Origin of the sequence: Streptomyces sp. D2-8, from assembly GCF_023184515.1 — a bacterium.
GTDB lineage: Bacteria > Actinomycetota > Actinomycetes > Streptomycetales > Streptomycetaceae > Streptomyces.
Genome location: NZ_JAAHBP010000001.1, coordinates 436,418 through 449,278 on the forward strand (window position 1 = coordinate 436,418; position 12,861 = coordinate 449,278).

The following is a 12,861-nucleotide window of genomic DNA, read 5'->3' on the forward strand; positions in this document are numbered from 1 at the left end:
CCACCCTTTCCTTCCGTAGGTCTCCGGTGCGGCGTCGGTGCCGGGGAGTACCGATTGGCGGAGCACCCCCCTGCTTGCGCTAATGTATGTGTCGCAGCGAACGCGCGCCCCCTGGCGGATACCCAGGTAGGTACGTTCGATGCAATACGAGACCTTCCTCGGTAGCTCAATTGGCAGAGCAGCCGGCTGTTAACCGGCAGGTTACTGGTTCGAGTCCAGTCCGGGGAGCTCGGTCCTCCGTAGCTCAATTGGCAGAGCAGCCGGCTGTTAACCGGCAGGTTACTGGTTCGAGTCCAGTCGGGGGAGCAGGATGAACGAGGACCCCTCTCAGGGGTCCTTTTTCATGTCCGATCCGCTGTCCCGGGAACCGCGCGGCACCCGGCGCAGTCCTCAAGGTCACGTAGGCCGTGCGAAGCCGCCCAGCCGAAGCAGGAGATCGTATGAGCGGCTATGCTGCGGCAGACGGCGCGCACACATGTACGCGACACGCCGTTATGGGGCGGTAGCTCAGCCGGTTAGAGCAGCGGACTCATAATCCGTCGGCCGTGGGTTCGAGTCCCACCCGCCCCACTCTTCGCTACGCGAGGAGAAACCTTCTGACCAGCAACTTCGCTGGCAGAGCGGGGAACTTGAGGGGTCTCGGCGGTCCTTACCTGTCACTCGTTGGTGTCCCAGGGACCACAGAGGGACCACAAGGTCATTCGTCGGTGCTCCAGGGGCCACTGGGGGACCACAGGCGGGTTGTGAAACCCGGATCTGTGGGTCACACCACCTTCTCGGGCGGCCTCTCTGCTGAGTCGGTCTGGCCGCTGGAGTCTGGCGCGGATGGCTGCGGCGGAACCCAGCCGACGGCGTTCGGCCCCGCCGCTCGGTCGATCACGACTCGGCTGAGCATCGCGTGCGGCCGTTGCTCCTCCGAGAGACGATCGTTCCAGTTCTCTACATGGACGATCTCGAAACCGGAGCTCGCGCAGCATTCCCGCAACCACTTCTCCGTCGCCGCAGCCGCCTGCTCCGGTGTGCGGACTGTAGCCCGGATCACTCCGAGCGCGATCCCCTTCGCGCGGGCCTTCAGCCCGATGGTCCAGAGGCCGCCGCTGCTGGCGCCGTGGACGAAGAGCACGGCCATGTCGTGGTTGAAGATCTTCGCCGGAATCTTCAAGGGCCGCACCACCTCGTAGGCGAGAGCTGTCTCGCGAGGCACTACAGAGAGAGTCGATTCGGCTTCTGCCCGCATGAGCTGCGGCAGCACGCTGGTGTACGTGTCGGACGTGATCTGACGTGAGCTGTGCCCCAGACGCTCTTGGACCACCTTGATGTCGTTCTTCGCGAGAAGAGACAGGGTGGCTGAAATGTGCCGGAGATCGTGGAGGCGGACCGGCGGAAGTCCAGACAACTCGACCAGCCGTTTGAAGCGTCGACTGACCCAGTCAGGGTGGTAAGGCTCTCCGTTCTCCTGCGTGAAAACGCGGTCCGATTCGACCCAGGCTTCCTGGCCGGACCACTGGTCGCGTTCCTTCGCCTGAGCGACCTGCCAGGCGCGCAGCACCTCGACTGATTCCGCACTGAGCGAGATGGTGCGGACACTGTCTGCCTTTGGATCTTCCCCGTACAGGCGGTAAGCGACCTCGACGATCTGTGCAGAGATGCGCATCCATGGAGAGGTCAAGCTCACTTCCGGCCACGGCAGGGCGCACATCTCACCGCGGCGGGGTCCTAGGAAGGTAAAGGTGTGCCATAGGGGATACAGCCGGTCATCGCTGACAAAGTCCAGGAACTGTCCGGTCTGTTCGGGAGTCCAGACCATGACCGGACCCGGTTTGGCACCCGTCCGCCTCCACTGTTCGACTCTCTCTGGCGTCCACACCAGCGGCTTGGGCCGCTTCGCGGCTGGAAGTTCGACCATCTGTGCCCAGTTGGTCGTGTACTCGCCTCGCTTGATCCCGGTGTTGAGAAACGAACTGAGGGTGGCGTTGATGCGATGCATCGTCGCGGCACTGGTGATCTTGCGCACGCCCTTGCGGCCCGCCTTCAGGGCGGCGTTGGCATCAAGCCAGGCTCGGCGGGTGACGCGCCGCTCATCTCTCTTCCCTGCCGCGCGTACCCACGCCGTGTAGGCCGTGTCACGGGCGTTCTGGAGCTCAACCACGCGGGCGTGGTGCAGCAACCGTTCGGCGTTCTCCTTCTCGATGGCGTCGAACATGGCCTCGACATGGCGGAGCTTGAAGTCTCGCCGCTTGACGTGGCCCAGGCGCGGTGCGAGGTAGTTCGCGACGTGCTCCTCGTAGCTGTGCCGCGTTGTGCGGGCCAGAGCCTTCTTTCGCTTGAGCCACGCTGTGAGGTCCTCGCCGACTGTCGCATTGCTGAGTACGTCGGTGCCGCGGTCGGAGTCACGAGCGACCTTCTTCGCCTCGGCCTTGGCCTCCTCCTTGGTGGCGAATCCGCCCCGTTTGACGCGGCGTCGCTTGCCGTTCTCGCCAGGCTCCAAGTCGATCGAGAAGTACCACGTACCGTGCCCCTTGCGCTTGAGGTCAGGACACGTCAGCCCGATGTCTCTGAGCTTCGCTGAGCCGTCGTCGTTGAATATTGCCTCCCCGGAGTCGTCTGTCGCCGGCGCCTTGCACTGGCAGCGGCGGAAGTAGCTCGCCTCTGACACGCTCTCCCCTTTGCGATGGCGTGTGGATCTTTTGTGTCGGTCCTTGTCGACCGATGCCCTATCTTGCCCCAACACTCCAGTGTTGGAGTATCCTTATGGCACGTTGGCGTGGGGGAGAACGCGACAACGGGAATGACAACGAAGGACGCCTCTGTAGCTACGGACGCCGGGGTCAGTTCGATGACCCTGGAGGAACTACTCGCGCTGCCACCGACCGTGAACGTTGTGACGGCTGCGCGGGCGCTGGGGATCGGCACGCACAAGGCTTACAACTTGATCAAGGAGGGGTCTTTCCCCGTGCAGACGCTCCCCCTGGGCGGCACGGTGAGAGTCCCCACTGCTGCACTCTGGCAAGTGCTTGGGGTGACGCCCCTGGTGCAGTGATCTGTGTAGCCCGCCTGTCGGTCTCGCTGGGCCATAGCTCGCACATGGGCCGTGGCCTAGGATCAGGCGGCTACGGGCGCACGAGACGAGAACGGACCACCGCATGCCACGGCTCTACGGTTTCGATGACGCCTCACGTCGTCGGCTACGTGACGACGAAGTGGACCCGCTCCGCCAGATGGTGAGCCGGGCGCTGAGCAATCAGTCCAACCAGGACATTGCGGTATGGGCGAACGGTGAGGGCTACCGGGGAACGCTCGGCGGGGAGTGGAAGGACGCGTCGGTTGGACGGCTCTTCCGTAACCCCGCGATCGCCGGACTGCGCTACGACGATGACGGCAAACTCGTCGACGCGGGCCACCCCGGAGCCATCACGCGCGATGAGTTCGAGGCCCTTCTCGAGCGGGAGAAGGCTCGCAGCACGAAGGACGCGGAGCCGGCATACGACTATCTCCTGACCGGCGGGGGCAGCACCTGCGGCAAGTGCACACAGGACCTCGGGGGCGCCCGTACCAACGTCGGCACGCCCGGATACCGCTGTCGCCCGAAGGACAAGAGAGGGAACGGCGGCTGTGGCGAGGTCCGGATCGATGCCGAGCTGTTGGAGGGCTACGTCGGAGAGAACGTCGTGGCGGAACTCCTCAAGCCCGGCATCCGAGCCCAGATCACCAAGGCCCAAGACGCCGTGCGCAAGAAGGCTGACGACCTCAAGCAGGAGATCAAGGATCTGGAGGGCCGCCAAGCCGAGCTCGGGAGGCTCTACGGCAACCGCGAGATCAGCAGCGAGGCGCTCGTAGCCGGGGAACGGGAGATCGCGGCCAACCTCAAGGACATCCGTCCGCGTCTTCGCTACGCGGAGCAGATGGCGAACTTCTCACTGGGCCATGCCAAGGACCTGGTGAAGTGGTGGAACACTGCGCCCACCGCGTCGAAGCGAGGTCTTGTGGTGCTGCTCTTGGAGAAGGTCGAGGTGTTTCCGGCGAGCGCCCGCGGTGTTCGGACCATTGAGCCGGGGCGAGTCGTCCTCCACTGGCGCAAGCTGTCCAGCATGTCAGGCGGCTGAGGTCGCCACCCGCGATGCGAGCCGCCTGCCCACCATCGCCATGGTCAGCCCCGTGATCAGTGAGATCACGGCGAGCCCCGCCAAGAGCGGCGAGACGACCTCCTCGTACCGCAGGGGCCACGGATGGCCCAGGTAATGGGTCACCAGATATGACCCCTTACTGGCGGCGTAGGCCACTCCAAGGACCGCGGAGACCGACGACAGGGCGAGGCCGCGAGCCGACCAGGCGTGTCCTCCGCGTCGGGCAACGAGAGCCATTCCGGTGCACAGAAACGCGATCTCGCCGCACGTGATTGCCACGTAGCCCAGGTAGACCATGAGGTAGACGGTGACGCCTGGCACTGTTGCGTACTCGGTCGTGAATTCCACGGTCTCGTCGGTGGTGCTGACGAACAGTGGCAGCATCGCGAGGAGGACGCACGCTGCCAGAGCGGCACGTGCGAACAGGCTGGCCTTCAACACCTCATGGTTGTATGACCAGTCCACGAGCATGAGCTGAAGACTGCCGCACCACACGACGGCGCAGATGTGCGCCCCGAGCTTGGCGGCATTGTTCATGCCGGTAGCAGACTCGATCATGTCCTCTACCGCCGGGACGGCGAGGGTGACGCCTAAAGTGCAGATGCCGATAGCCACAGCTCGGGTGAAACGGGCTACGCGGTAGTCGCTTCGGTCACGCTGACGCCAGGCTTCCCGAGCGGAGAGCACGGTGCCCACCAGGCCGATCAGAGCGCACAGGCCGAAGACTAGGCCGTCCATTTGGTTCAGGTTCCTTCCAGGTCGGAGACGGCGCGCTCGGCTGCTTCGGTGAAGCTGAGTCGTCTCCGCCGGCCGGGCCGCGGTGGTTCCGCGGCCGGGGGAAGAGGCTCGGGTACTTCCGGGACAGTGAGATCGCTGTGTCCGTGTCGCAGACGGATCTCACGGGCGGCCTCCAGAAGTTCGGCAGCCCCGGCTTCGCCCAGGTCGTGGATGAGCCGAAGTGCCTCGCGTGCGTCTTGGTACTCCTCGTAGACCGATAGGGACGTCAGTCCGTTGTAACCGGGGAGTAGGTAAGCTACCGGACAGTCGAATGCCCTTGCGAGCCCGGCCAGTTGGGCGCTCGATGGGTTCGTCTTGACCCCGTTCAGGAGGTCGTTCACGACCTGGTGGGTCATCGCTGGCTTGCCGCCGGGGGTCTCGGCCGTGGCGGCGGCGATGGCGCGCGTGCTGGGGGTCTTCCCGTCCGCGCCGCGTTTCCTGCTGAGGAGTACGGCGAGCTTGCTGGAGAGGGGGGTGTCCGGGCCGAGCGGCATTGTGCTGGCTACTCCTCGTGATGCGGGCAGGCCCGACCTGGCGGTGGACGGTGGACGTCGTGCGCACTCAGTATCGCTATGGGACGGCAGTGGCTGGTGGTGCAGTGCAATGTCTATGTTGGTTGACAATAGGTAACGCTCGAAGCAAGATCTATAACGTAAAGCGTAGTAAGCGCGTGCTCGGCATGCGGGGGCGCCACCCCACTTCGCCTCCTACCGTGCAGGATTGCGACAGGCGCCCAGATGGGCCTCGATGTGTGCCGCTAACTCGCTTGTGTGGGGATCTAAGTGAGCTGCGGTTCGTTACGGGGGCGGAACGCTGCAACGCCGGGAGGACGCGGGTGGGGATCGAGCTGGATCGGGTGCTGGCCCGACTGGAGGAGTCGGATGGCACGGAAAACGTCATTCTGGATGACGAAGCGGCGCTCGGCTTACTGGGGGCTCTGGCGGTCGTCGACCCGAAACGGGTCGGTTGTGACGTGGAGCGTGTGAGCGGTGCTACTACGAGTTGATCTACGCGAGTAGTCGGGAGCGGGCCCCGTCAGGGGTCCGCTCTCACACGCCTGACCTGCAAAAACTTATCGACAATTGTGGACCCTCAACCTGAATGCATATAGAATAGAACCAGAAGGAAGGGGGAAGGAGAAGCCCCCACTGACCTCTTGGAGCTCGAAATGTCGCACAAGTACGCCACCCTGAAGATGCGCCAGATCCACCGCAACCCGAACCAGCCCCGCAAGACCTTCGCCGAGGACGCGCTGAACGAGCTGGCCGAGTCGATCAAGGAGCACGGCCTCCTCCAGCCGATCGTCGTCCGGAAGGTGGAGGAGGGCTACGAGTTGGTCGCTGGCGAGCGCCGCTTCCGCGCCAACGAACTCGCGGACAACATCACCATCGAGGCGAAGATTCTCCTGCCCGAGGGCGAGTCCGAGATTACCGACATGGACTCCTTCAAGAAGGCGATGGCCGAGAATCTGAACCGCGAGGACATGCTCCCGCTGGAGGAGGCGCGCGGCTTCAAGAAGGTCCTGGACGAGGAGGAGGACGCCACGCCCGCGAGCGTCGCCAAGGCGTTCTCCAAGTCGGTCCAGTTCGTCAACCAGCGCCTGGCCCTGCTCGCCTTGCGCCCCGAGATCCAGGCCGCCGTCGACCTCGGGCACATCGGCACCCAGGCCGCCGTCCAGATCGCCGCACTCTCGAAGGACAACCAGAAGGCGGTCTTCCAGGACTGGAAGAAGGGCGACAAGAACGACAACCAGCTCGTCCACATCGCCTACGCCATGCGCAAGCAGGAGAAGGCGGCCACGCAGGACTCCATGGTCGACGTCGACGAGATGACCCCCGAGGAGAAGGCCGAGCGGAGCCGCGCGCAGGCCAAGACCAAGAGCGACCTCGACGCGATCGAGGGGATGTGGGCGCTGCTGGACAGCATCGGCAAGGCGGACCCCATGGAGCTGGCCCGCGCTCTGGCGGGGGAGGTCGGCAAGCGGCTTGAGCAGATGGACCGGGTCGCAGACGTCGTACAGAAGGCCCGGTTCCAGCTCCGCCAGGCGAAGGCTCACGCCGACGCCAGCGAGATCATGGTCAACCCCGCCGCCGCAGCGCCCGACCTGGTGGCCGAGGCCGACGCCGTACTTGCTCAGTTGGACCCGGCTGCGGGCGACGCCGAGCCGGAGACGCAGGCGGAGCCCACCCCGGAGCCGGAGGCCGCCGACGCGGAGACCGAGGCCACCTCGGCCGCCGACGCGCAGACCGAGAGCCCGGTGGATCCGGAGGGGGACGACACCGAGGCCGAGGCGGCGGCCGAGCCGGTCGCCATCGCGGCCTGACCTGTCCATCCCGGGGCGGTCCCCAGCGGGCCGCCCCCATCTCTATGGAGCCCCGCAGTGATGAACGACATCCGCGCCATGCGCAACATCAACCACAACCTGTTCGACGTGCCGGCCTCGGCCAACGCCCTTGAGGAGTACGACTGCGACGTGGCCGAACTCGTCCGCGAGGCTGCGGCGCACCTGTTCAAGGCGCGCCACAACGACGGGGCCGCCCTGAATGAGGCGTACAACCTCACCCTGCTCGCCGCCTCCGACCTCATGAAGGGTGCCGGTAGTTCGGTGTACGTGCGCACCCACCTCATGGTCACGGCCCGACTCGTTGAGCTCGAAGCGGCGCTGCTCGCCGCCGAGGCCAAGACCGCCAGCGAGTGAGGAGGCAGCCGTGAAGATAGATCCCGACGTTCTCAAGGTCATCCGCTCTGCCACGGTCGAGGGCCTGACGCTCCGTCTCAACGGCAAGCTCGAGCGCAAACTGTACGAGCGGGTCAACCTGGCCCTTCACGCGGTCGGCGGCACCTGGAACCGCTACGAGCGCGCCCACACGTTCCCCTTCGCCGCTGCCGACGCCATCGCGGGCCTGCTCGCCACGGGTGAGGTCATCACCGACGTCGACCGCGGGTACTACCCCACGCCGAAGCCCGTTGTCGAACAGCTCCTGGACCTGGCGGAACTCGAAGTCGGTTGTGAGGTGTTGGAGCCGTCGGCCGGACGCGGCGCCATCGCTAAGGCCGCAGCTGCCCGTGGTGTCGTTGTCGACTGCGTCGAACTCGACACTGCTCGCGCCGAGCACATCCGCGCCGGCGGATACGCCCGCGAGGTCACGGCGGCCGACTTCTTCAGCGTGAAGGTGCAGCGCCGATACCAGCGGGTCATCATGAACCCGCCGTTCGCTGACCGGCAGGACATCCGGCACGTCCAGCGGGCGTTGCGCTTCCTCCAGCCGGGCGGCCTGCTCGTGGCGGTCATGTACGGCAGCCTCCCCTTTCGGACTGACCGCAAGGCGAAGGATTTCCGGGCCCGGGTGCAGGAAGCGCGCGGAACCATCACGGAACTGCCCGACGACGCGTTTCCCGCGGTCGGCGTGAGCACGGTGGTTGCCGTCATCCCGGTCCGTGAGCCCGCGCCGCCCCGTCCCTTCAACCCTCAGGCGCCCAGACCTGAGGACTTCACTGCAAGGCCGGCAGCGGTCCAGCAAGGTCTGTTCTTCACGGACGCACCGACAGCCCACGGCACACGGACCCTCGATGGGTTCGAGTACGGGGCCGCGCCACGACTCAAAATAGATCCCAACACTGATGCGTGATACGTTCTATCTCGTTGGTGAGGGCGGCCTCAGTCGAGGAACCGGCTCACCAACGTGCCGTGGCATGCGGCATTCCCCTTCGGTGCCTGGCGGGTGGCCAATCCCCCGCGCCCTACCCGCCAGGCATCGGCTCCGCACCTGAGCGGAGCCACCGGAGCGTCGCCAAGATCCACGATCACGACCGGACCCGCCCCCGCCTCACGCCGGGGGCGGGTCCCCGTGCACTCAGGAGCGCCATGAACACAGAGGGCTTCGCCGGAGACCCAGAGGATCGCGAGCTGTACGAACGTCTCCTCATCGAGCGGGACGGGGCGCCGATCAAGGCCCTCGCCGAACGGGACCCGGGCCTCGAAGTCCCAGGAGGCCCGGATCCGGACGCGACCCGGCACCTCACGGAACTCGAAGCGGCCGCAACCCCCCGACGACGAAAGCGACACAGAGCATGACCGCCGAGCAGACACCGCCCGCAGAGCCGGAGCGCCGGACGCCTCCCGTACCCGGGGCGGTGTGGTGCCGGTCCTGCGACTCCTGGTGCCTGCCGTCCGGCATCTGCCGCTGCAACAACCGGTGATGCGAACGCTTCTTCGCCTCGCCGCAGACACGATGGCCGTCCTGCTCATGGCGGCCATCGCTGTCGTCGACTGGGTCATTGTGCAGCTCGGCGGTGGAGGGGTCCTTCTCGCCAGCCTCTTGGCCTTCCCCGGCTGCGGGCTGGTGGCCGCCACCATCCACCACATTCAGCGAAGGGTGCACGGTCGGCAGCCGGCGCACCAACTCCACCCCCGCACCAGCTCCACCCCCGCACCAGCTCCACCCCCGCTCCCGCAACAGCCGCGGCCGGACGTGATCGTCTAGTCTGACTAGCTGTAGGGCGCGGGGAACGGCCTACACAAGGGACGCCCAGTGACCCCGACGCCCGCCAACATCCCCGAACTGCTCCTGCCGCTCGCCGTCCCCACCGGGGACCTCACGCCGTACTACCGGAACCCCCGCAACGGCGACCTGCCCTCGATCGCCGAATCGCTGACCGTCAACGGCCAGTACCGCGCGATCGTCGTCAACAAGGGTTCGCTCACCGGCCGGCACAACGAGATCCTGGCGGGCAACCACACCTACGCGGCCGCCCAGCAGCTCGGCTGGGAGCAGATCGCCGTCACCTGGGTCGACGTCGACGACGACGCCGCAGCCCGGATCGTCATCGTCGACAACCGGACCAACGACCTCGCCGGATACGACAGCGTGCTCCTGGCCGAGATCCTCTCCGAGATCCCGGACCTGTCCGGTACCGGCTACGACCGCGAGAGCGTAGACCGGCTCCTCGACGACACCTCCCTTCCCGAGACACTGGAGCTCACCTCCGACGGCGCGGGCACCGGAGCCGCAGCCACCGTCGACTACCTCCAGTGGGGCTACCTCCAGTGGGAGTCCAAGCGAGTTCGGATCACCTCCGAAGAGGTCGAAGCCCTCAACGCCATCTACACGAAGTTCGTGGACGACACCAACAGCGACCTCGGCTTCGGCTGGCACGTCTTGCAGCAAGCCTACGAGGAGGGCGAGGCGGCATGAGCAACGCCCCCACCACGACGTTCTACGAGGCGTACCCGCTCGACCGGCTTCGCCCCGCCGACTACAACCCGCGCCGCCTCAGCGAGGAGGCGTTCATCAGGCTCCAGGCGTCACTGCGCCGCCACGGTGTCGTGAAACCCGTCATCCTCAACGCCGACGGCACACTGGTCGCAGGCCACCAGAGAACCAAGGGCCTCCAGGCCATCGGCCTGACGCACACCCCCGCGGTCATGCTCGGCACGAAGGTCAGGTTGCAGGACGAGATCCAATTCAACCTGCTGCACAACCGGGTCGAGACCGAGGCCAGCATCGTCTACGCCGAGCCCGGCGTCATCGGCGCCTGGTCGTGGATTCCATGGCAGTCCATCCGGGTCGCCGAACGAAAGAACCTCTCCTTCGTCAACGCCATCGGGCACATGACCACCGGCCACGGCCCCTGGGGCAGCGTCGTCATCGACGACCAGGGCCGCATCGTCCTCAACGCCGAATACGCCGTCGTCGCCTCCATCAACCGCTTCGACCTCCTCGCCTGGACCGTCACGTCCGCCGACGCCGCCCAGCTCCACGCAGACCTCACCGGCGAGTACGGCGTCTACGACTGGACCGCCATCGAGAGCAAGGCCCCAGTGTGGAACCAGCACATCGTGCAGCCCAAGAGGCTCCGCAAGTTCTCCTCCAAGGCCAAGGCCGGAAAGCTCGCCTACGGCTCCGAGACCTGGGACCAGCTGGTCACGCCCTGGCTCAAGCCCACCCACCGGGTCGTGGACTTCGGCGCCGGCTACGGCGACTACGCCAAGCACCTGCGCGCCAAGGGCTTCAACATCCACGACTACGAGCCCTACCGCTGCCGGGACGGCTCGTACGCCGTCGACATCCGCGCCGTCGTCGGCATGATCCGCGACATCGACAAGGACATCCAGGCCAACGGCCTCTACGACGTGGTGGTCCTCGACTCCGTCATCAACGCCACCACATCCCTCGACTACCAGCACTGGGTGATGACCACCGTCAACGCCCTCTGCTCGGCGGACGGAGTCGTGTGCCTCGGCACCCGCAACCTCGCCCGCGAACTCCGGGACGAGCAGGCCAAGCGGGTCACCTCCCAGACCGCCACCACCAAGATGAGCTTCCTCGACGAGGACAACGTGGAGATGAACTTCGTCAAAGGGAAGTGGCAGAAGCTGCGTTTCCACACCCCCGAAACCCTGGAGCCGCTGCTCCGCCGCTACTTCGAGGACGTACAGGTCACCGACCTCAGCGGCTCCAACATCAAGGCCACCTGCCGCCGCCCCATCGCCCTCCCCAAGGAGGAATACGAGAAGGCATTCGAAGAGGAATTCAACATGCCCTATCCGAATGGCTTCCGGCATGACAGGCATCTGGAATTGGTGGGAAATTTGATAAAATTGGTAGTAGAGAGAAATGAATCTCTCGCCAATTGAACGGGTAAATGGGGAGCGGATGTCGCAGCGAATACAGGTCCAAATTGAATCACGAACTCCGTACCACATCATGTGGCTGGCAGGCGTGCGGCACGTAGCCCTCGACCAGCACTGCCTGCGCACCTTCGGCCAGCCCGACCGCCCCCGGCTGGACATCAGCCGCCGGCACCAGACCCTCGAACTCCCCGAGCGCAACCCACCCCTGGCCTGGTACCTCTGCGCGCTGCCCAACCCCTGGAAGTGGAGCGACAACGCGCACCTTGCCTTCGAAGGCGCACCCGGGGAGCACTGGGACGGACCGGCCCTGGTGCCGGGCCTGTACGTGCGCCTGGACAACGCTCGCCCCATCACCGGATGGGGCGAGCACAACATTCCCGAGAACGAGCCGCGCCGAAAGTCGGTCCGTTTCCGGACCTGCCGTAACTACCAGTTCGCCTGGTGGCTGCGGGCGGAGCGCGACGCGCCGGATGCCCCGCCAGAGTACGTGCCGCCGAAGAGGCCGGGCGAAGGCGAGCAGATGGCATTGATCTGATCCAGGTGGGGCCAGGTGCGAGCTCTCGGCCCTGCCGGTTCTGTCCCTTGCTTGCCATCTGTGCCAGTACCCTCGTCTGCCAGAACTGGCAGACGAGGGGGCTTTGTGGACTCTGTCGCGCTCACTGGCTTGGCGGGCACTCTGGGCGGTGGCCTACTTGGCGTTGCCGGCACTCTCATCACGACACGAGGAACCCGTAAGGCTGCTCGTGAGGCTGCGCGAACCGATCATGCGAAGTGGCTTCGGGATCGTCGTGTCGATGTGTTTAAAGAGGTCAGCCGCCATGCGCAACAGCTTGTGACCTCAATGGAAGACGGTGAGTCCTTCGCATCTCTTGCTAAGGACTTTGATCGTCTCGTGCACGAAGTACGTCTCGTGGGGCCGCGTTGGCTTGTAGATTTCGCTGACCTTGTGGCTTTTGAGGCGCACGTGGTGGGCGGTCTGACGCTCGACGTTCCTGAGCATGTGCGCGAGAGCGCGAAGGGCAGGCTTCCCTCGGCTGTAGCGGAGATGGCGGACGCACTGGGGGATGCCCTAGAGGACCCGGAGAGAGCACGGTACCCGCGACCGCGCTTTGTCCCCCTATCGGAAGCGGACGGCATTTCATTCACGCCTAATAGAGGTATCGTGCGTGTCCAGATGCGCTGGCTGCGCAAAAAGGATGACTTGCTGTGGCTGTTCCGCCCCTGGCGTCAAATCGCGAAAACGCTTCGAGGCTTGCGGTGAATGTGCTCGGGTGCTTTCGGGGGCTGGGACTCGTCTCGCTGCGCATTGCTTTGGCTGCCGAGGTC

General features: G+C 65.5%; 13 protein-coding genes and 3 tRNA genes. 12 read left to right on the forward strand and 4 right to left on the reverse strand.

The genetic code is table 11. The annotated features are described in order from the left end of the window. Positions 1-155: 155 nt before the first annotated feature. The 3 genes from G3I77_RS01890 to G3I77_RS01900 all read left to right on the forward strand — a co-directional run bounded on the left by G3I77_RS01890 (position 156) and on the right by G3I77_RS01900 (position 570). Positions 156-228, forward strand: a tRNA-Asn gene (locus G3I77_RS01890). 5 nt (positions 229-233) lie between these two features. Further along, positions 234-306: transfer RNA gene (locus G3I77_RS01895), tRNA-Asn, on the forward strand. Between the two features lie 190 nt (positions 307-496). Next, positions 497-570: transfer RNA gene (locus tag G3I77_RS01900), tRNA-Ile, on the forward strand. A gap of 193 nt (positions 571-763) precedes the next feature. Here the strand turns inward: G3I77_RS01900 and G3I77_RS01905 are convergent. Then, complete coding sequence (locus tag G3I77_RS01905; RefSeq protein WP_248500642.1) at positions 764-2,656, reverse strand: site-specific integrase; 1,893 nt, start codon at positions 2,654-2,656, stop codon at positions 764-766. A 487-nt stretch (positions 2,657-3,143) separates the two neighbouring features. Here G3I77_RS01905 and G3I77_RS01910 point away from each other — a divergent pair, with 487 nt between their 5' ends. Next, positions 3,144-4,103: a recombinase family protein gene (locus G3I77_RS01910; protein ID WP_248500643.1), complete on the forward strand. Its 960-nt coding sequence runs from the start codon at positions 3,144-3,146 to the stop codon at positions 4,101-4,103. Here G3I77_RS01910 and G3I77_RS01915 read toward each other — a convergent pair. Then, positions 4,092-4,862 carry a hypothetical protein gene (locus tag G3I77_RS01915; protein ID WP_248500644.1) on the reverse strand — a complete coding sequence of 257 codons (771 nt, stop codon included), beginning with the start codon at positions 4,860-4,862 and terminating at the stop codon, positions 4,092-4,094. The genes G3I77_RS01910 and G3I77_RS01915 overlap by 12 nt on opposite strands. A 5-nt stretch (positions 4,863-4,867) precedes the next feature. Next, on the reverse strand, positions 4,868-5,395 hold the full coding sequence (locus G3I77_RS01920; RefSeq protein WP_248500645.1) for a hypothetical protein: 528 nt from the start codon (positions 5,393-5,395) through the stop codon (positions 4,868-4,870). Between the two features lie 341 nt (positions 5,396-5,736). Between G3I77_RS01920 and G3I77_RS01925 the strand changes: the two genes are divergently transcribed. The 4 genes from G3I77_RS01925 (at position 5,737) to G3I77_RS01940 (ending at position 8,530) form a co-directional block, all read left to right on the forward strand. After that, positions 5,737-5,907, forward strand: coding sequence for a hypothetical protein (locus G3I77_RS01925; protein WP_248500646.1), 171 nt, complete (start codon positions 5,737-5,739; stop codon positions 5,905-5,907). 162 nt (positions 5,908-6,069) lie between these two features. Beyond that, a complete protein-coding gene (locus G3I77_RS01930) occupies positions 6,070-7,224 on the forward strand; it encodes a ParB/RepB/Spo0J family partition protein (RefSeq protein WP_248500647.1) in 1,155 nt (384 codons plus the stop codon). A gap of 60 nt (positions 7,225-7,284) precedes the next feature. Then, on the forward strand, positions 7,285-7,599 hold the full coding sequence (locus G3I77_RS01935) for a hypothetical protein (RefSeq protein WP_248500648.1): 315 nt from the start codon (positions 7,285-7,287) through the stop codon (positions 7,597-7,599). 10 nt (positions 7,600-7,609) lie between these two features. Further along, the gene (locus tag G3I77_RS01940) at positions 7,610-8,530 is read left to right on the forward strand and encodes a methyltransferase (RefSeq protein WP_248500649.1); all 921 of its coding nucleotides are present in this window, start codon (positions 7,610-7,612) and stop codon (positions 8,528-8,530) included. Between the two features lie 390 nt (positions 8,531-8,920). On the opposite strand, the gene G3I77_RS01945 is transcribed toward G3I77_RS01940, so the two are convergent. Beyond that, positions 8,921-9,310 (reverse strand): hypothetical protein, encoded by a 390-nt coding sequence (locus G3I77_RS01945; protein WP_248500650.1) that lies wholly within the window; start codon positions 9,308-9,310, stop codon positions 8,921-8,923. A gap of 123 nt (positions 9,311-9,433) precedes the next feature. Between G3I77_RS01945 and G3I77_RS01950 the strand changes: the two genes are divergently transcribed. The 4 genes from G3I77_RS01950 to G3I77_RS01965 all read left to right on the forward strand — a co-directional run bounded on the left by G3I77_RS01950 (position 9,434) and on the right by G3I77_RS01965 (position 12,796). Then, positions 9,434-10,096 (forward strand): ParB N-terminal domain-containing protein, encoded by a 663-nt coding sequence (locus G3I77_RS01950; RefSeq protein WP_248500651.1) that lies wholly within the window; start codon positions 9,434-9,436, stop codon positions 10,094-10,096. After that, positions 10,093-11,538 (forward strand): methyltransferase domain-containing protein, encoded by a 1,446-nt coding sequence (locus tag G3I77_RS01955; protein WP_248500652.1) that lies wholly within the window; start codon positions 10,093-10,095, stop codon positions 11,536-11,538. The genes G3I77_RS01950 and G3I77_RS01955 overlap by 4 nt, the downstream gene beginning before the upstream one ends. 85 nt (positions 11,539-11,623) lie before the next feature. Then, positions 11,624-12,070 (forward strand): hypothetical protein, encoded by a 447-nt coding sequence (locus tag G3I77_RS01960; protein WP_248500653.1) that lies wholly within the window; start codon positions 11,624-11,626, stop codon positions 12,068-12,070. 129 nt (positions 12,071-12,199) lie between these two features. Further along, positions 12,200-12,796, forward strand: coding sequence for a hypothetical protein (locus G3I77_RS01965; RefSeq protein ID WP_248500654.1), 597 nt, complete (start codon positions 12,200-12,202; stop codon positions 12,794-12,796). Positions 12,797-12,861: the final 65 nt, after the last annotated feature.